General features: G+C 64.7%; 17 protein-coding genes. 6 read left to right on the top strand and 11 right to left on the bottom strand.

Annotation, left to right across the window (positions count from 1 at the left end):
• Positions 1-3 precede the first annotated feature (3 nt).
• From rng to mreB, 5 genes are all read right to left on the bottom strand, one after another.
• Positions 4-1,458, bottom strand: coding sequence for a ribonuclease G (rng, locus tag FAZ11_RS18035; RefSeq protein ID WP_058760129.1), 1,455 nt, complete (start codon positions 1,456-1,458; stop codon positions 4-6).
• 55 nt (positions 1,459-1,513) lie between these two features.
• On the bottom strand, positions 1,514-2,122 hold the full coding sequence (locus FAZ11_RS18030; protein WP_058766491.1) for a Maf family protein: 609 nt from the start codon (positions 2,120-2,122) through the stop codon (positions 1,514-1,516).
• Positions 2,123-2,184: 62 nt separating this feature from the next.
• Positions 2,185-2,673, bottom strand: coding sequence for a rod shape-determining protein MreD (gene mreD, locus FAZ11_RS18025; RefSeq protein ID WP_058760127.1), 489 nt, complete (start codon positions 2,671-2,673; stop codon positions 2,185-2,187).
• Complete coding sequence (mreC, locus tag FAZ11_RS18020) at positions 2,673-3,851, bottom strand: rod shape-determining protein MreC (RefSeq protein WP_240043607.1); 1,179 nt, start codon at positions 3,849-3,851, stop codon at positions 2,673-2,675. The genes mreD and mreC overlap by 1 nt, the downstream gene beginning before the upstream one ends.
• A gap of 126 nt (positions 3,852-3,977) precedes the next feature.
• Positions 3,978-5,021 carry a rod shape-determining protein MreB gene (gene mreB, locus FAZ11_RS18015; protein WP_058760126.1) on the bottom strand — a complete coding sequence of 348 codons (1,044 nt, stop codon included), beginning with the start codon at positions 5,019-5,021 and terminating at the stop codon, positions 3,978-3,980.
• Between the two features lie 231 nt (positions 5,022-5,252).
• Between mreB and gatC the strand changes: the two genes are divergently transcribed.
• The 4 genes from gatC to FAZ11_RS17995 all read left to right on the top strand — a co-directional run bounded on the left by gatC (position 5,253) and on the right by FAZ11_RS17995 (position 8,951).
• A complete protein-coding gene (gene gatC / locus FAZ11_RS18010; RefSeq protein ID WP_058760125.1) occupies positions 5,253-5,540 on the top strand; it encodes an Asp-tRNA(Asn)/Glu-tRNA(Gln) amidotransferase subunit GatC in 288 nt (95 codons plus the stop codon).
• Positions 5,541-5,548: 8 nt separating this feature from the next.
• Positions 5,549-7,000, top strand: a complete 1,452-nt coding sequence (gatA, locus tag FAZ11_RS18005; protein WP_058772543.1) for an Asp-tRNA(Asn)/Glu-tRNA(Gln) amidotransferase subunit GatA — start codon at positions 5,549-5,551, stop codon at positions 6,998-7,000.
• 14 nt (positions 7,001-7,014) lie between these two features.
• Positions 7,015-8,463: an Asp-tRNA(Asn)/Glu-tRNA(Gln) amidotransferase subunit GatB gene (gene gatB, locus FAZ11_RS18000; protein WP_058760123.1), complete on the top strand. Its 1,449-nt coding sequence runs from the start codon at positions 7,015-7,017 to the stop codon at positions 8,461-8,463.
• Between the two features lie 89 nt (positions 8,464-8,552).
• Entirely contained in the window at positions 8,553-8,951 is a 399-nt protein-coding gene (locus FAZ11_RS17995) for a septal ring lytic transglycosylase RlpA family protein (protein WP_058760122.1), read from the top strand.
• Between the two features lie 15 nt (positions 8,952-8,966).
• On the opposite strand, the gene FAZ11_RS17990 is transcribed toward FAZ11_RS17995, so the two are convergent.
• From FAZ11_RS17990 to FAZ11_RS17965, 6 genes are all read right to left on the bottom strand, one after another.
• Complete coding sequence (locus FAZ11_RS17990; protein ID WP_058772544.1) at positions 8,967-9,986, bottom strand: alginate lyase family protein; 1,020 nt, start codon at positions 9,984-9,986, stop codon at positions 8,967-8,969.
• A gap of 245 nt (positions 9,987-10,231) precedes the next feature.
• On the bottom strand, positions 10,232-11,143 hold the full coding sequence (kdgD, locus tag FAZ11_RS17985; protein WP_058760120.1) for a 5-dehydro-4-deoxyglucarate dehydratase: 912 nt from the start codon (positions 11,141-11,143) through the stop codon (positions 10,232-10,234).
• Positions 11,144-11,275: 132 nt separating this feature from the next.
• Complete coding sequence (locus FAZ11_RS17980; protein WP_193557165.1) at positions 11,276-12,028, bottom strand: FadR/GntR family transcriptional regulator; 753 nt, start codon at positions 12,026-12,028, stop codon at positions 11,276-11,278.
• An 84-nt stretch (positions 12,029-12,112) separates the two neighbouring features.
• Entirely contained in the window at positions 12,113-13,846 is a 1,734-nt protein-coding gene (locus tag FAZ11_RS17975; RefSeq protein WP_058760118.1) for an ABC transporter ATP-binding protein/permease, read from the bottom strand.
• Positions 13,847-13,969: 123 nt separating this feature from the next.
• Positions 13,970-14,530, bottom strand: coding sequence for a response regulator transcription factor (locus tag FAZ11_RS17970; RefSeq protein WP_058760117.1), 561 nt, complete (start codon positions 14,528-14,530; stop codon positions 13,970-13,972).
• A gap of 16 nt (positions 14,531-14,546) precedes the next feature.
• On the bottom strand, positions 14,547-15,806 hold the full coding sequence (locus tag FAZ11_RS17965) for an ATP-binding protein (protein ID WP_058772545.1): 1,260 nt from the start codon (positions 15,804-15,806) through the stop codon (positions 14,547-14,549).
• Positions 15,807-15,979: 173 nt separating this feature from the next.
• On the opposite strand from FAZ11_RS17965, the gene FAZ11_RS17960 reads away from it, so the two are divergent.
• Entirely contained in the window at positions 15,980-16,687 is a 708-nt protein-coding gene (locus tag FAZ11_RS17960) for an SIMPL domain-containing protein (protein ID WP_058772546.1), read from the top strand.
• Between the two features lie 246 nt (positions 16,688-16,933).
• Positions 16,934-18,532, top strand: coding sequence for an ABC transporter substrate-binding protein (locus FAZ11_RS17955; RefSeq protein WP_058772547.1), 1,599 nt, complete (start codon positions 16,934-16,936; stop codon positions 18,530-18,532).
• Positions 18,533-18,537 lie beyond the last annotated feature (5 nt).

Genomic DNA, 18,537 nt, shown 5'->3' with positions numbered 1-18,537 from the left:
GACCTAGAGCAGCACCACATCGTACTGCTCCTGGGAATACATGGTCTCCACCTGGAATTTGACGGTACGGCCGATGAAGGCTTCGAGATCGGCGACGTTGCCCGACTCCTCGTCCAGCAGCCGATCCACCACCTTCTGGTTGGCCAGCACCAGGTAGGAATTGGCCTGGTAGGCCCGTGCCTCACGCAGGATCTCGCGGAATATCTCGTAGCAGATGGTCTCGGCGGTACGCAGGATGCCACGGCCCTGGCAATTGGCGCAGGGCTCGCAGAGTACCTGGGACAGGCTCTCGCGGGTGCGCTTGCGGGTCATCTGCAACAGACCCAGCTCGGTGATGCCGATGATGTTGGTCTTGGCGTGGTCGCGCTCGAGCTGCTTTTCCAGGGTGCGGATCACCTGGCGCTGGTGCTCTTCATCTTCCATGTCGATGAAGTCGATGATGATGATGCCGCCGAGATTGCGCAGGCGCAGTTGGCGAGCGATGGCGGTGGCGGCCTCGAGGTTGGTCTTGAAGATGGTCTCTTCCAGGGTGCGATGGCCGACGAAGGCACCGGTGTTGACGTCGATGGTGGTCATGGCCTCGGTGGGGTCGATCACCAGATAGCCACCGGACTTGAGCAGCACCTTGCGTTCCAGGGCCTTCTGGATCTCGTCTTCCACGCCATAGAGATCGAAGATCGGTCGCTCGCCGGGATAGTGCTCCAGGCGCGAGGCCACCTCGGGCATGAGCTCCTCGACGAACTGGCCGATGCGCTGGAAGTTCTCGCGGCTGTCGACGCGGATCTTCTCGGTGCGCGGCCCGACCAGGTCACGCAGCGCCCGCAGCGCCAGGGTCAGGTCCTCGTAGATGGGTACCGGCGTCGGCCCGTTCAGATTGCCAGAGATCTGCTGCCAGAGGCGGCGCAGATAACGGATGTCGGCGAGGATGTCTTCCTCGCGCGCGGCCTCGGCGGCGGTGCGCAGGATGAAGCCGCCCTCCTGCTCGATCCCTTCGCTTTCGACGCAGCGGGTCATGATCGCCTTGAGCCGCTCGCGCTCGGCCTCGTCCTCGATCTTCAGCGAAATGCCGACATGGGAGGTCCGCGGCATATAGACCAGGTAGCGCGAGGGGATCGACAGATGGGTGGTGAGCCGGGCGCCCTTGGTGCCTATGGGGTCCTTGGTGACCTGGACCACCAGGGTCTGGCCCTCGCGCACCAGGGCATTGATGCTCTCTACCGCCGCCCCCTCGCGCTGGGATATCTCGGCGGCGTGTATGAAGGCCGCCCGGGCGAGCCCGATGTCGACGAACGCCGCCTGCATGCCCGGCAGCACCCGTACCACCCGCCCGCGATAGATGTTGCCGACGATGCCGCGTCTCAGGGTGCGCTCGACGTGCACCTCCTGCAACACGCCGTTTTCCACGACCGCGACACGGGACTCCATGGGAGTGATGTTGATGAGGATCTCTTCGCTCATGGAGGACTCTTGGACGACGTGGAAGGGCGGAAGAACGACCGAGGACTCGAATGCCTCAGGGTTGGGCAGTCGACAGGCCAACGGACTGCCAACAAGGGATGGCGAAAGCGCTCAGCAGTTCCGCGGTTTCACACAGCGGCAGCCCTACGACGGCGCTATAGCTACCCTGCAGAGCACGGACGAAGACCGCCCCGGCACCCTGGATCGCATAGCTACCGGCCTTGTCCGCCGGCTCGCCGGTTTCCCAGTAGCGCTCGGCTTCGCCAGGTGCCAGCGGACGGAACTCCACCTCTGCCACCACCACGCGACTCAGGCAACGCTCGCCATCGGTGACGGCGACACCTGTCACCACCCGATGACGGCGGCCGCTGAGCGCGGCGAGCGTGGTCAGGGCGTCGGCCCGGTCGCGGGGTTTGCCAAGTAGCTGGTCATCCAGCACCACGCAGGTATCGGCGCCCAGCACGCAGCCGTCTGCGGTGCCGGCCAGCACCTGCCAGCCCATGGCCGCCTTGGCTCGCGCCAGCCGCTCGACATAGGCGTCCGCCACCTCGCCCGGATGGGGGGTTTCGTCCACTGTCGCGGCGACTTTTTGAAAGGCGACGCCGATCTGTTCGAGCAGTTCGGCACGCCGTGGCGAGGCGGAAGCAAGGTAGAGCTGGGGCATCGACAACAACCAGACGGCAGGAGATGAGGGGAGCATGCCAGCCCAGCGCAGGTGAAACCAGCTTAGTTGACCCCGAATCTGAGGCGCAGCCCGCGAAGCAGCAGGTAGATCCAGGGCCAGAGCAAGGCGCTGACCAGGGCCGGGGTGAGAAAGACCAGGGTCGGCGGGCGGCTGCCAGCCAGGGCGTTCAACCACAGCGCCAGCAGTTGACCGATGCCGTAGACCACCAGCAGCACGAAGCCCTGCTGCCAGATTGGGAAGGCGCGCAGCCGCTGCGCCAGGGAGCGGACGAGGAACACCACCAGACTCAGCACCAGGGCCGTCTGGCCCAGCAGACTGCCGTAGAGCACGTCTTCGGCGATACCCATCACCCAGGCGGTGAGCAGACCGACGCGATGCGGCAGGGTCAGGGTCCAGAAGGTCAACAACATCGCCAGCCATAGCGGCCGGCCGATCTCCATGAATTCCGGCATGGGCGCGACCGACAGCAGCAGCCCGACCAACAGGGAGAGCCAGATCACCCACCCGTTGTGGCCGATGCGCAGCGCCATCAACGATCACCCTCGTCGGGCAGTTCCGGGGCCTGGTGCTGAATCGCGGCAGGCAGCGGCGGCAGCTTCTTCTGCGGCGGAGCGCTGCTCGCGGCCGGCTGGCCGGTCGCCGGGGTGGCGTTATGGGCCGGCGGCTTGGTCGGGGCTACGGAGTGGACAGCGGCGCCACCCTGGGTAGCCGGCGGCTTGGCAGGAGTAGCCTGGCGATTGCCGGAGCTGGCCCCTTGCGACGGCGCGGCCTGGCGACTGCTAGAACCCGCCCCCTGGGCCGGAGTAGCTGCAGCCGGCGGCGTCGCGGCAGCACCAGCCGCGGACGGATTGGCCGGGGCGGCCGGACGTTGCGCGGCATGACGATCGGCCGCTTCCTGAGCCTCGGCGGCATCGTTGGCGCGCTGCTCGGGGGTCCGGGTGTCGCTGAATACCAGCAGCATGTAGCGACTGCGATTGAGCTTGGCGGTAGGAATGGCGCGGACCACGGCGAAGGGTTGCCCCGAGTCGTGGATCACCTTGGACACCGTGGCCACCGGATAGCCCGCCGGGAAGCGTTGCCCCAGGCCGGAGCTCACCAGCAGGTCGCCTTCCTTGATGTCGGCGGTATCGGCCACGTAGCGCAATTCCAGGCGCTCGGGGTTGCCGGTGCCGACCGCGATGGCGCGCAACCCGTTGCGATTGACCTGGACCGGAATGCTGTGGGTCACGTCGGTGAGCAGCAGGACGCGTGCCGAATAGGGCATCACCTCCACCACCTGCCCCATCAGGCCGCTGGCGTCGAGCACCGGCTGGCCGACGAAGACACCGTCCTTCGCGCCCTTGTCGATGATGATGCGATGGGTATAGGGATTGGGATCGACGCCGATCAACTCGCCGACCAGCACCTTGTCGTCCACCAGGGCGGCGGAGTTGAGCAATTCGCGCAGGCGCACGTTCTGCTCGGTCAGGGCGGCGAGCTTCTGCAGCCGGCGTTGCAGCAGCAACTGCTCGGCCTTGAGGCGCTCGTTTTCCGCCATTAGCTCGGTACGGCTGGAAAACTGATCGCTGACCGCTTCCCAGGCACGCACAGGGAAACCCGCCACCTCGTAGAGGGGCGAGAGGACCAGCGCCAGCTGGCTGCGCACGGGCTTCAGATAGTCGAAACGCGCGTCGGTGACCATGACACCCACCGACAGGGCGGCCAGGATCAACAGACGAATGCCCAGTGAAGGGCCTTTGCTGAAAATCGGCTTGATGGTGAGTTCCTCGCAGAACGCGCCCGGCGATCCGGACGCCAGAGGCGACCGGATCGGGGCCTGTAGTCTGGAACTGCCTTATTCGGTGGACAGCAGGTCCATGGCGTGGCGATCCATCATTTCCAGTGCCTTGCCGCCGCCACGGGCCACGCAGGTCAGCGGGTCCTCGGCGACGATGACCGGCAGACCGGTCTCCAGCGACAGCAGCTTGTCCAGGTCACGCAGCAGGGCGCCACCACCGGTCAGCACCAGGCCGCGCTCGGCGATGTCGGAGGCCAGTTCCGGCGGCGACTGCTCGAGGCAGCTCTTGACCGCCTGGACGATGGTCGCCAGGGATTCCTGCATGGCTTCGAGCACCTCGTTGGAGTTGAGGGTGAAGCTGCGCGGAACGCCTTCGGCCAGGTTGCGGCCACGGACGTCGATCTCGCGGACCTCGCCACCCGGGTAGGCGGTACCGATTTCCTGCTTGATGCGCTCGGCGGTGGATTCGCCGATCAGGCTACCGTAGTTGCGGCGCACGTAGGTGACGATGGCTTCGTCGAAACGATCACCGCCGACGCGGACCGACTCGGCATAGACCACGCCGTTCAGGGAAATCAACGCGATCTCGGTGGTGCCGCCACCGATGTCGACGACCATGGAACCATGGGCTTCCTCGACCGGCAGACCGGCGCCGATGGCCGCGGCCATCGGCTCTTCGATCAGGAACACCTCACGGGCACCGGCACCCAGCGCGGATTCGCGAATGGCGCGGCGCTCGACCTGGGTGGACTTGCAAGGGACGCAGATCAACACCCGCGGACTGGGCTGCAGGAAGCTGTTCTCGTGCACCTTGTTGATGAAGTACTGCAGCATCTTTTCACAGACGCTGAAGTCGGCGATGACGCCATCCTTCATCGGGCGAATGGCGGAGATGTTGCCCGGCGTACGACCGAGCATGCGCTTGGCGTCGGTACCGACGGCGACCACGCTCTTCTGGTTGCTGTTACCGTGGGTGCGGATAGCGACCACCGACGGCTCGTTCAGCACGATACCGCGCTCGCGGACATAAATCAGGGTGTTGGCGGTTCCCAAGTCGATCGACAGATCGCTGGAGAACATGCCACGCAATTTCTTGAACATGAGGTGACCCTAGGCGGTGACAAGCAGGCACGCGACAGGACAAACGTGCGGGTAAAAAAGTGCGGCAGACTCTAACAATCGCAGGGATTTAGGGCAAGGCGCCGATATGCTAGATTGAGAGCTTTTCCGGGCTATTAAGTCCTCGTTCAACACGGCGCCCGACCCGCCTAGCCCGTCTCCTGCATACGCGGCCACCAACCGGGTCACGCCGCCTTCCTGCTGGAGAAGCCGATGGCGCTCGAACGCACCGACGTCGAAAAGATCGCTCACCTGGCCCGCCTGGGTCTCGACGAAGCGGATCTCGCCGCTACCACCGCCACCCTCAACGATATCCTCGGCCTCGTCGACCGCATGCAGGCCGTGGACACCGCGGGCATCGCCCCCCTCGCCCACCCGCTGGAAGCCACCCAGCGCCTGCGACCCGACCAGGCCACCGAAAGCAACCGGCGCGATGCCTACCAGGCCATCGCCCCCGCCGTGGAAGCCGGGCTCTACCTGGTACCCAAGGTGATCGAGTGAGACACGACATGCATCAGCTGACCCTGACCGAGATCGCCGCCGCCCTGGCCGCGAAGGACTTTTCCGCCGAAGAACTGACCCTCGGCCTGCTGCAGCGGATCGAGCAACTCGACCCGCAGCTCAACACCTTCATCACCGTGACCCGCGAGCAGGCCCTGGCGCAGGCCCGTGCCGCCGATGCCCGCCGCGCAGCCGGCGAGACCGGCGCCCTGCTCGGCGCGCCCATCGGCCACAAGGACCTGTTCTGCACCCAGGGTGTGCTCACCACCTGCGGCTCTAAGATCCTCACTGGCTTCGAGGCGCCCTATGACGCCACCGTGGTGGAGAAGCTAGCCGCGGCCGGCACCGTCTCCCTCGGCAAGCTGAACATGGACGAATTCGCCATGGGCTCGGCCAACGAATCCAGCCACTATGGCCCGGTGAAGAATCCCTGGGACGTCACCCGGGTGCCGGGCGGCTCCTCCGGTGGCTCCGCCGCGGCGGTGGCGGCGCGCCTCTTGCCCGCCGCCACCGGCACCGACACCGGTGGCTCGATCCGCCAGCCGGCGGCCCTGACCAACCTCACCGGCCTCAAGCCCACCTATGGTCGCGTCTCGCGCTGGGGCATGATCGCCTACGCCTCCAGCCTCGATCAGGGCGGCCCGCTGGCCCGTACCGCCGAGGATTGCGCCCTGCTGCTGCAGGCCATGGCAGGCTTCGACCCCAAGGACTCCACTTGCGTCGACCAGCCGGTGGACGACTACCGCGCCGCCTTGCAGCAGCCGCTGACCGGTCTGCGCATCGGCCTGCCGCGGGAATACTTCGGCACCGACCTGGATGCCCGCATCGGCGAGAAGGTGCTGGCCGTGGTCGAGGAGCTGGAGAAGCTCGGCGCCACCGTCAAGGACATCTCCCTGCCGAATCTGCAGCACGCCATCCCGGCCTATTACGTAATCGCCCCGGCCGAGGCCAGCTCCAATCTGTCGCGCTTCGACGGCGTGCGTTTCGGCTATCGCTGCGAGAATCCGGTCAACCTGGAGGATCTCTACAAGAGATCCCGTGGCGAAGGTTTCGGCGCGGAAGTGAAGCGCCGCATCATGGTCGGCACCTATGCCCTCTCGGCGGGCTACTACGATGCCTACTACCTCAAGGCGCAGCGTATTCGCCGGTTGATCAAGAACGACTTCGTCGCGGCCTTCGCCGAGGTCGACGTCATCCTCGGCCCGACCACGCCGAATCCGGCCTGGAAAATCGGCGAGAAGAGCAACGATCCGGTCTCCGCCTATCTCGAAGACCTCTACACCATCGCCGCCAACCTCGCCGGCATCCCCGGCCTATCGATGCCGGCCGGTTTCATCGACGGTCTGCCGGTGGGCGTGCAACTGCTCGGCAACTATTTCCAGGAAGGCCGGCTACTCAACGTCGCCCACCAGTACCAACAGGTCAGCGACTGGCATCGCCAGGCGCCGAGCGGCTTCTGAGGAAGGATAGAGACATGCAATGGGAAACCGTGATCGGGCTTGAGATCCACGCTCAGCTCAGCACCCAATCGAAGATTTTCTCGGCCAGCGCCACCAGCTTCGGCGCCGAGCCCAATGCCCACGCCAGCCTGATCGACCTGGGCATGCCCGGCACCCTGCCGGTGCTCAACGCCGAGGCCGTGCGCATGGCCTGCAAGTTCGGCCTGGCCATCGACGCCGAGATCGCCGAGCGCAACGTCTTCGCGCGCAAGAACTACTTCTACCCGGACCTGCCCAAGGGCTACCAGACCAGCCAGATGGATCATCCCATCGTCGGCAAGGGCCACCTGGACATCACCCTGGAAGACGGCACCGTCAAGCGCATCGGCATCACCCGCGCGCACCTGGAAGAGGATGCCGGCAAGAGCCTGCACGAAGACTTCCACGGCATGAGCGGCATCGACCTGAACCGCGCCGGCACCCCGCTGCTGGAGATCGTCTCCGAGCCGGATATCCGCAGCGCCAAGGAAGCCGTGGCCTACGTCAAGGCGATCCATGCCCTGGTCCGCTACCTGGGCATCTGCGACGGCAACATGGCCGAAGGGTCCCTGCGTTGCGACTGCAACGTCTCGGTACGGCCCAAGGGCCAGGAAGCCTTCGGAACGCGCGCCGAGATCAAGAACGTCAACTCCTTCCGCTTCATCGAGAAGGCCATCAACCACGAGGTCCAGCGCCAGATCGAACTGATCGAGGACGGTGGCAAGGTAGTCCAGGAAACTCGCCTGTACGATCCGAACAAGGACGAAACCCGCTCCATGCGCAGCAAGGAGGAAGCCAACGACTACCGTTACTTCCCCTGCCCTGACCTCTTGCCGGTGGTGATCGAGCCGGCCTTCCTCGCCGAGGTGCGCAGCCAGTTGCCCGAGCTGCCGACCGAGAAGCGCGACCGCTTCCAGAGCGAATACGGCCTGTCGGTCTATGACGCCAGCGTGCTGTCCGCCAGCCGTGAACTGGCCGACTACTTCGAGGAAGTCCAGCGCGTGAGCGGCGATGCCAAGTTAGCCGCCAACTGGGTGATGGGCGAGTTGTCCAGCCTGCTCAACAAGCAGGATCTGGAGATCGGCCAGTCGCCGGTGAGCGCAGCCCAACTGGGCGGCCTGATCCTGCGCATCAAGGACGACACCATCTCCGGCAAGCTCGCCAAGATGGTGTTCGAAGCCCTGGCCGCCGGCGAAGGTGAAAGCGCCGATGCCGTCATCGAAGCCAAGGGGCTCAAGCAGGTCACCGACAGCGGCGCCATCGAGGCCATGCTGGATGAGGTCCTGGCCGCCAACGCCGCCCAGGTCGAGCAATACCGCGCCAGCGACGAAGCCAAGCGCGGCAAGATGTTCGGCTTCTTCGTCGGCCAGGCGATGAAGGCCTCCAAGGGCAAGGCCAACCCCGGCCAGGTCAACCAGTTGCTCAAGCAGAAACTGGAAGGCTGACGGCATTCGCACGAGGGCTCGAAGCGGGGCTGACAGTCCCGCTTCGAGCCCTTAAGCTGCTGCCGGTCGTTTTGCCAGGAGGCATCGAGATGCATCGGATCCACCGTGCTGGGCTGCTGTCGCTGGTCCTGCTGTTCGCCGGCTGCGCCAGCCATGAACGTTTCCCGCCCACACTCTCCTCCACCGCCGCCCACGATTATCACGATGTCGGCATGGCGTCCTTCTACTCCAAATGGCATGCCGGACGTCGCACCGCCAGCGGCGAGAAGTACGACCCCAACGCTCTCACCGCCGCCCATCGCACCCTGCCCTTCGGCACCCGCGTCCAGGTCACCAACCTGGATAACGGTCGCAGCGTCATCGTCCGTATCAACGATCGCGGCCCCACGGTGCATCGGCGCCTGATCGACCTGTCGCGCAGCGCGGCCGACCGCCTCGACATGGTGGCCGACGGGACGGCGAAGGTCAGCATCTACAGTCTCAATTGATCCCGCGCGGATCGCCTAGTGCCGACAAGATGGGGCATAGGCCCATAACCAGCGGGGCGGCGCCGTAGCGAGACGTCTGGCAATGGTGGTATAGCCAGGGTCGAGCAGACTGGCCGACCAGTACAGGGCCTTGGCACTCAGCGGATCCCAGGGGCCGGAAAAACCGGGTAGTCCGGCCTGGGCGCGCTGGGCGTCGAAGCTCACCGTCGAATGTTGGAATTCCTCATGGCTGCGCTGCCCTTCCGCATAGGGCGATAGCCAGTCGAGCGCCTTGGCCAGGGTTTGGCCCTCGCGCCCCGGCAGCCGCAACCATTCCTCGCCCCGCCCCTGGGCGACCGCCGCGGCCAGTACCAGGGGTTCGAGGTCATAGACGACATAGTGCAGGGCATCGCGCTGAGTGAAATCGAGTACCTCGCCATCGGGCCTCATGTTGGCCGACAGCTGGGCCACGAAGGCCGTGCGGGCCCGGGCGAATAGCGCCTCGTCATCCAGGGCACTGGCCGCCAGCACGGCCAGCTTGACCCTGTGGCTCTGCCAGTTGTTGCTCCAGACGCCACGGGCATCGCCGCGATGGGCCTCCATTCCGTCCAGATAGCCCTGCGCCAGCTGCGCGATGAAGAGGCGCGTGCGCTGGGCGGTCGCCTTGGGCAGGTCAGCGGCCGTCAGCCGATAGGCCGCGATGAGGCTGCCGAGGTTCGTCTCGTCGATGGGATTGAAGCTCGGTCGATACGTTTGCGTCCAGGCATCGAGGTAGCCCGCCAGCCGCGTCAGGGCCGCGGCATCGTGGGTATCCCGCCAGGCCAGTGCCAGATCCAGCATGTAACTGAAATCGCGCACGGCCGCGGCAGACTGATCGTGGATGCCGGTATGGGGCAAGGTCCCCTCGGTATGGATGACCGGCAGCGCCTGGGGGCCTGGCGCCGGAGGGTTGCTGGCCGCCCGTACCAGCGCGATCGCCGAGGGTGGATTCGCCGCCAGGCAGGTCGTGCTCCCCGATGTTGCGGCAAGCGCGAGAAACAGGACGGCTGCGGTCATAGGGCGAACCTTGGCGAGAACATTGGCCGAGAGCAGGCAAGCACCAGGATTGCCGGGTCGTGCTCGGCCGGAAGCGCACGAATCTGGCAGAGCGGCCTTAGGAGCGAATTAAGGCCAGCAGACTCAAGGCCATACAGCATCCGTCCCTGGCTGCAGAGCGGACAGAAAAAAGCCCACGACCAGGAGGCTGGTGGTGGGCTTTGCGGTTGCAGGGACAGGTCGAGGGCCGCCCCCGCCGCCTGTACTTACTGCGGGCCGAGCTTGTCCATCAGCGCCGCCAACCGCTCGTACTCGTCCTGCTTGAGATCGGTCAGCGGGGTACGCACCGGGCCGGCGTCGTAGCCAGCGATCTTGGCGCCCGCCTTGACGATGCTCACGGCGTAGCCGGCGCAGCGATTGCGGATCTCCAGGTAGGGCAGGAAGAAGTCGTCGATCAACTTGCCGACCGTCTCGTGATCGTCACGGGCAATGGCTTCGTAGAACTGTACGGCGGTCTTGGGGATGAAGTTGAACACCGCCGAGGAATAGACAGGTACGCCCAGCGCCTTGTAGGCAGCGGCATAGACTTCGGCGGTGGGCAGGCCGCCCAGGTAGCTGAAGCGGTCGCCCAGACGACGCCGGATGGACACCATGAGTTCGATGTCGCCCAGACCGTCCTTGTAGCCGATCAGATTGGGGCAGCGCTCGGCCAGTTGTTCCAGGTGCTGGGGCTGCAGGCGGCAGACATTGCGGTTGTAGACCACTACACCGATCTTCACCGCTTTGCAGACGGCTTCGACATGGGCGGCCACGCCGTCCTGGCTGGCTTCGGTCAGATAGTGCGGCAACAGCAGCAGGCCCTTGGCGCCGAGGCGCTCGGCTTCCTGGGCATAGGCGATGGCCTGGCGAGTGGAGCCGCCGACGCCGGCGAGGATAGGGACACTGCCCTGGCAGGTATCCACCGCGGTCTTGATGATGCTGCTGTATTCACTGGCTTCCAGGGAAAAGAACTCGCCGGTGCCACCCGCGGCGAACAGCGCGGTCGCCCCGTAGGGGGCCAGCCATTCGAGGCGCTTGGCGTAGGTATCGGCGCGGAAGTCGCCATTGGCATCGAAGTCGGTCAGCGGAAAGGACAACAGACCGGAAGAGAGGACGTGTTTGAGTTCTTGTGGAGTCATCTGGATGCCTCGGCATAGGTTGGACTGAGATGCGGCTAACCCGCGATCTGTTGTAAGTCATCGTACAACCTATCTTGAGCGAGGAGCAAGTCCTCACCGCCAAAATGTCTTGCGCAGCCCGAAACTCCCTTGCTAGGCCTCTTCGACTTGCCGTTCCATCTCTTCGTGAGCACGACGCAGACGCTCGCGACTATTGCTCAGGTGCAGACGCATGGTCGAACGGGCCGCTTCCACATCGCCCTCTTCAATGGCTTGGACGATGGCCTCATGCTCGGCATCCAGACGCGTCTGGTAGCGTTGCTGATCATCGTGCGCCAAGTAGGCGGAATTGAGCCGGGTACGGGGAATCAGCACCGTGCCCAGGTAGCTCATGATGTCGCTGAAATAGCGGTTGCCGGTGGAGCTGGCGATCAGCAGATGCAACTCCAGATCAGCGCTCACCGCAAAGTCGGGCTGCTCGGCCCCTACGCGCATGGTTTCCAACAGGTTCCGCATGGCCTGCAACTGCTCTGGCGAGCGACGCTGCGCGGCGAGACCGGCCGCCTCGACCTCCAGGCTGATACGCAACTCGAGCATCGCCAAGACGTCCTTGAGGGTGATGACGGTGGCCGGATCGAGCGGTAGAGGGGACTCGGCGCGCCGTTGCAGGACGAAAGTGCCGATGCCGTGTCGTGTCTCCACGTAGCCACCTGCTTGCAGCCGGGAAATGGCCTCACGTACCACGGTTCGGCTGACACCCTGAGCCTGCATGATGGCCGATTCGGTAGGCAGTTTGTCGCCAGGTTGGAACTGCCCCTCGCCGATCTGCTGGATCAGCACCGCAACGACCTCCTCTGCCAGGCTACGGGGTCTCTTACGTGGGCGGGATACACTAGGTGCAGACATGGATTTTCTTACCGATTGAAATGGCTTTCGAAATCATAGCACCCCACTCTGCCCAAACGCCCGAGCTAGACCGCCCAGTCTATATCAGAAAGCGTCATCCACCGCTCTGGCACGCAGCTCTTGCTCCTCCAATAAGAGGTGCCGGTGGTGATAGGCGCGCAGGCTTGGACGATGGCCGACGCTGACCAGGGTAAGGCCTGGATTCTCTGCCAGAAGCCGATGGTAGAGCGCTCGTTCGTCCGCTTCGCTGAGTGCCGAACTGGCTTCGTCGAGGAACAACCAGTCGGGGGCATACAACAGTGCCCGGGCCAGAGCCACCCGCTGCTGCTCGCCCGGCGATAGGGTGCGTTCCCAGTGCCGCGCCTCATCCAGGTGCTCGCAGAGGTGCCCCAGGCGACAGTGCTGCAGCACCTCCATCAGGCGCTCGTCGGAGTAGGCATCCTCTGGCTGCGGATAGGACAGCGCCTCGCGCAAGGTGCCTATGGGCAGATAGGGCTGTTGCGGCAGGAACAGCTGGCGCCCGTCGGGCACCGCGATTCCCCCCTGCCCTTGCCGCCAGAGGCCGGCCAGGGCACGCAGCAAGGTGCTCTTGCCGCTTCCCGAAGCGCCTTCGATCAGCAGGTGCTCGCCCCGGGCGATGCGCAGGTCGGTCGGGTGCAGCAGCAGACGACCGGCGGCGCTCAGGGTGAGGCCTTCCAGCACCAGGTCGGCGTCGCTGGTGCGGGGCACCAGGATGTCGGTCTCCTGGCTGAATTCGGCCATGGTCTCGCGGAAGGTGAGCAGACGATCGGAGACGGCGCGCCAGCCGGCCAGGCTGACGTAGGCATCGACGAACCAGCTGAGGCTTTCCTGGACGTTGCCGAAGGCCGAGTTGACCTGCATCAGGTCGCCCAGTTGGATCTTGCCGGAAAAGTAGCGCGGCGCGGCCAGCACGAAGCCGGCGATGATGGCGATCTGGCTGTAGCCGGCGGTGAAGAAGGTCAGCCGCTTGGTGTAGTTCATCACCAGGTGGTAGTTGCCCCAGACGTAACCGAAGCGATCCAGCAGGCGCCGGTGTTCGTTGGCTTCGCCGCGGAACAGGGCGACGCTCTCGGCTTTCTCGCGGACGCGAATCAGGCCGAAGCGCAGGTCGGCTTCGTAGCGTTGCTGCTGGTTGTAGAGGCCGATCAGCCGGCGGCCGATGAGATGGGTCAGCCAGGTGCCGACGGTGGCGTAGATCAGCGCCGCCCAGAACATGTAGGCCGGGATGGTGATGCCGAACAGGGTGATGTCGCCGGAAATGCCGAACAGGATGACGCTGAAGGACACCAGGCTGACCACGGTGCGGATGAAGCCCAGGCCAAGGCTCAGGGTGGTTTCAGCGAAGTCGCGGATGTCCTCGGTCAGGCGCTGGTCGGGGTTGTCGGCACCGCCTTCGCGTTCCAGCTGATAGTAGTTGCGGTCGGACAGCCAGAGACCGAAGTGCTTTTCGGTCAACCAACGCCGCCAGTTGATGGTCAGCGCCTGGGTCAGGTAGAGCCGGTACACGGCCAGCAGGATGGCGGTGGCCGCCAAGCCGCAGAAATACAGCATCAGCCGGATGAAGGCGGCCAGGTCGCGCGTCTGCAAGGCATCGTAGAAATAGCGATACCAGGTGTTGAGGGCGACGGACAGGCCCACGCCGGCCAGGGACAGGGTGATCACCACGCCCAGGAGAAGCCAGGCCTTGCCTTTCTCTTCACTGCGCCAGTAGGGGGTGATCAGGGCCCAGACACGGGCCAGGAAATGCCCACGGGAAGCTCCATAGACGGAGGGCACGGGTACGGCGGATTCGGACATGCTCGGACTCTCAAGGACTGCTCAACGAGACGCTTGCACAGCCTATGCCGGAATGCCTGAACGAATTCTGACTGGAACAATGTAACAATCATCGCCCACCGGGCCGGGGACGATGACGGTCCGTCAGCGCCGGACCGGACGCTTCTGCAACTTACGCTGCAGGGTACGCCGGTGCATGCCCAGGGCTCGGGCGGTGGCCGAGATGTTGCCCTCGTGCTCGGCCAGCACCCGCTGGATGTGCTCCCACTGCAGGCGATCCACCGACATGGGGTTGTCCGGCACCAGGGTGTCGAGGTCGGCGTGCTGGGCCAGCAAGGCGGCCAGGACATCGTCGGCATCGGCCGGCTTGCACAGGTAGTTGGTGGCGCCGCGCTTGATGGCTTCCACGGCGGTGGCGATGCTGGAATAACCGGTCAGCAGCACCACGCGCATGTCCGGATGCAGCTCGAGCAGCTTGGGCAGCAGCACCAGACCGGAGTCGCCCTCCATCTTCAGGTCGAGCACGGCGTAGTCCGGCAGGTCGTCCTTGGCCAGTTGCAGGCCTTCCTCGGCGCTGTCGGCGATGGACACGCGCAGGCCGCGACGATCCATGGCCCGAGCCATGACCCGGGTGAAGGTGGGATCGTCATCGACCAGCAGGATATGGGGCTGGTCGTCGAAACCGCTATTGAGGTCGTCAGTCATAGAAATCTCCAGGCATTCACGCCAGGGCGTAGTGCCGCGGCAGGCGCAATTCGGTCAGGGTGCCGCCTTCCTCATGATTGTAGAGCTTCACCGTGCCACCCGCGCGGGTGACGCTGGCCTGGCTGAGGAACAGGCCCAGACCGAAGCCCTTGCCCTTGGTGGTGAAGAAGGGTTTGCCGAGCTGCTCGGCGATGGCCAGGGGCACCCCGGCGCCGTGGTCGCGGATCGACAGGCACAGCTCGCGCGCATCCCAGTGCAGGCGAATGCCCAGGTTCTCCGGGCAGGCGTCGGCCGCGTTGTTGAGTAGATTCAGCAGTGCCTGGGTAAGTTCGACCGGGGGCGTCAGCCGGGGCGGCGCGCCCAGACTCGCCACCTCGAAGGTGTAGGTGGCCTCCGGGCGCATCAGGTGCCAGCGATCCATGGTCGCCTCCAGCCACTCCACGGCGGTCTGCTCCTGCAGGGTCTGGCGCCGATCGGCTTCGGCGGCGCGCACCAGTTGCTGCAGGGTCTGCTTGCACTGGCCGACCTGGGCCTGCAATAGCGCCAGGTCTTCACTCAGGGTCGGCTGATCCGCATGCTCCTGCTGCAACTCCTTGAGCAGCACGCTCATGGTGGACAGCGGCGTACCTAGCTCGTGGGCGGCCCCGGCGGCCTGGGTGGCCACGGCCAGCAGTTGCTGGTCGCGCATGGCTTGTTCGCGACGTTGGGCCTGCAAGCTCTCCTGCTCGCGCAGGGCGGTGGCCATCCGCGCGACGAACAGGGTAATGACCGCCGCCGACAGGGCGAAACTCAGCCACATGCCGTAGCTCAGCACCGTGCCATCGTTGGCCACCAGCAGATGCAGCGGCTCGTAGGAAAGCAGCATCAGCGAGAAGACGCCAAGGGTCAGGGCGGCCAGTACCAGGGTGTAGAGCCAGGGCAACGTGGCCGCGGCGATGGTCAGGGGCACCAGGTAATAGGAGGCGAAGGGGTTGGTCGGTCCGCCGGCGAAGTACAGCAGCGCACTGTGGATGGCCAGGTCGCAGCCCAGGTGCGCGGCGTATTCCTGCTCGGTGACCGGCCAGGAGCGGGTCAGCCGCAGGGCGGCGAACAGGCAGAGTATCGCCGATACCCCGAGGGTGATGGCCAAGGCGGTCCAGGGCAGTTGAACGATGCCCGAGAGCCGGGCGATGCCTACCGAGCCGGCCTGGGCGGCCAGCACCAGCACGCGGATGAGAACCAGGCGCCCGAGATTCTGGCGATTGGCGGACAACCATTGAACGGGCAAGGAGAACATGCGAGGTTCCAGACGCAGGAGACGATCGAGACGGCCACCAGCGGCGCGCCCGTCAGAACAGACTGACATTATAGCGAGCGCCATCCGCCTTCAGCCGCCGACGCGGCAAAGCGACGCACCATCCGCCGTCGCCGTGGTCCCAAGGCTTTCGTACTGCCAATCAGGAGCTCACCATGACCTTTCCCCTACGCCCGCTCATGCTGGGCGCCGCCCTGTTCAGCGCCGTCGTCGCCACCACGGCCCAGGCCGATGAGGCACGCTACAACCAGGTCAGCCTGAGGGCCGAGGTCAGCCGCGAGATACCGCGCGATCGCATGCAGGTCATGCTCTATACCGAGAGCCAGGGCCAGGACCCGGCGGCGCTCGCCAACGAAACAACCAAGACCCTCAACGCCGCCCTGGAGCAGGCGCGCAAGGTAACGGACGTGAGCGTTTCCTTGGGTAACCGCAACACCTATCCGGTCTACGAAGACCAGGGTCGCGCCATCAGTGTCTGGCGTGAGCGCGGTGAGCTGCGCTTGGAAAGCGCGGATTTCGCTGCGCTGTCCAAGCTGACCGGTGAACTGCTCGGCAACCTGAAGATGGGCAATCTGCAATTCACCATCGCCGACGGTACCCGCAAGCAGCAGGAGGATGCCCTGTTCAAGGACGCCGTGGCCGCTTTCAAGGCGCGCGCCCAATTGGCTACCGAAGCCCTGGGCGGCACCGGCTATCGCATCGTCAACCTGGATCTGGGTACCAGTGGCGTACCCCAGCCAATGCCCGTGCTGCGCATGTCGGCGATGAAGGCTGCCGGTGACGCCGTGACGCCCGATGTTGCCCCTGGCACTACCACGGTCGAAGTCTCGGCGGGTGGCACCATTGAGGTACTGATGCCCTGATCTAGTGCAGAAAAGTAACAATGCTGTCGCTATGCGCACTTTTGGTGCGCATATCTGCCCAGTCCAGGTCACGCCTCTTATATCTTTGCGACATCTGTTTTGCGTTTGGGTCTCTTCGGGTGCCTAGCCCCCGCGCACGAGGGACATGGGCACAAGCTGTGCATGTGGGCCTATCTGTCCACAAGACACCGGAATTATGTTTCGCAATGCCACAAGGCGTTGTGTCGCTCCCTTCATGAGGTCTACATGCACAAGAACGTACTCGCTGCCCTGATCGCCTCCACCTTGCTGGCCGGGGCTCCGCTGGCCCAGGCGGCCAATCTGGTGTTCTGCTCCGAAGGCAGCCCGGCCGGTTTCGATCCGGCGCAATACACCACCAGCACCGATTGGGACGCCTCGGCCGAAACCGTGTTCAATGAACTGGTGCAATTCGAGCGCGGCGGCACCCAGGTCAAGCCGGGGCTGGCCGAGAGTTGGGACATCAGCCCGGACAACAAGACCTATACCTTCCACCTGCGCCCGGGCGTGAAGTTCCATACCACTGACTACTTCAAGCCCACTCGTGACTTCAACGCCGACGACGTGGTCTTCACCTTCCAGCGCATGCTGGACAAGAACCAGCCGTTCCGTAAGGCCTACCCGACCGAATTCCCCTACTTCACCGACATGGGCCTGGACAAGAACATCCAGTCGGTGGAAAAGGTCGACGATCACACCGTGCGCATCCACCTGAAGGATGTCGATGCCGCCTTCCTGCAGAACGTGGCCATGCCCTTCGCGGTGATCCTCTCCGCCGAATACGCCGACCAATTGCTCAAGCAGGGCAAGGCGGCCGACATCAACCAAAAGCCCATCGGTACCGGCCCCTTCGTCTTCAGCCGCTACCAGAAGGACGCGGTGATCCGCTTCAAGGCCAATCCCGACTACTGGGACAAGGCCGAAGGCGCCAAGGTGGACAACCTGATCTTCTCCATCAATACCGATCCTTCGGTACGCATGCAGAAACTCAAGGCCGGCGAATGCCAGATCGCTGCCTATCCGCGGCCGGCCGACCTGGAAGGCCTGAAGAAGGACCCCAGCCTGAAGATGCCCTCGCAGCCCGGCTTCAACGAGGGCTGGGTAGGCTTCAACGTCAAGCACGCGCCGCTGGACAAGGTCGAGGTGCGCCAGGCGCTGGACATGGCCATCAACAAGAAGGCCATCATCGATACCGTCTACCAGGGGGCTGGCCAGGAAGCGGTCAACGCCATGCCGCCGACCCAGTGGTCCTATGACACCTCGATCAAGGCTGTGCCCTACGATCCGGCCAAGGCCAAGGCGCTGCTGGAAAAGGCTGGCGTCAAGGATGGCACCGAGATCACCCTCTGGGCCATGCCGGTGCAGCGCCCCTACAACCCCAATGCGCGACTGATGGCCGAGATGATCCAGCAGGATTGGGCCAAGGTCGGCATCAAGACCAAGATCGTCAGCTACGAATGGGGCGAGTACATCAAGCGTGCCCACAACGGCGAGCAGGATGCCCTGCTGATCGGCTGGAGCGGCGACAATGGTGATCCGGACAACTGGCTGGGCACCAACTTCGGTTGCGACGCGGTCGGCGGCAACAACTTCTCCATGTGGTGCTACAAGCCCTACGAGGATCTGATCCAGGCCGCCAAGCGCACCACCGACCAGGCCAAGCGTACCGAGCTCTACCAGCAGGCCCAGCAGATCATCATGCAGCAGCGGCCCCTGGCTCCGATCGCCCACTCGACCATCTATATGCCCATGCGCAAAGAGGTCGAAGGCTTCAAGATAAGTCCGTTCGGACTGAACCAGTTCTACGGCGTCAGCGTCAGCAAGTGAAGCCT

This window comes from Pseudomonas rhizoryzae (assembly GCF_005250615.1).
Classification (GTDB): Bacteria; Pseudomonadota; Gammaproteobacteria; order Pseudomonadales; family Pseudomonadaceae; genus Chryseomonas; species Chryseomonas rhizoryzae.
Note: the sequence above shows the minus strand (reverse complement) of the source record. Positions and strands in the feature narration are given on the sequence as shown.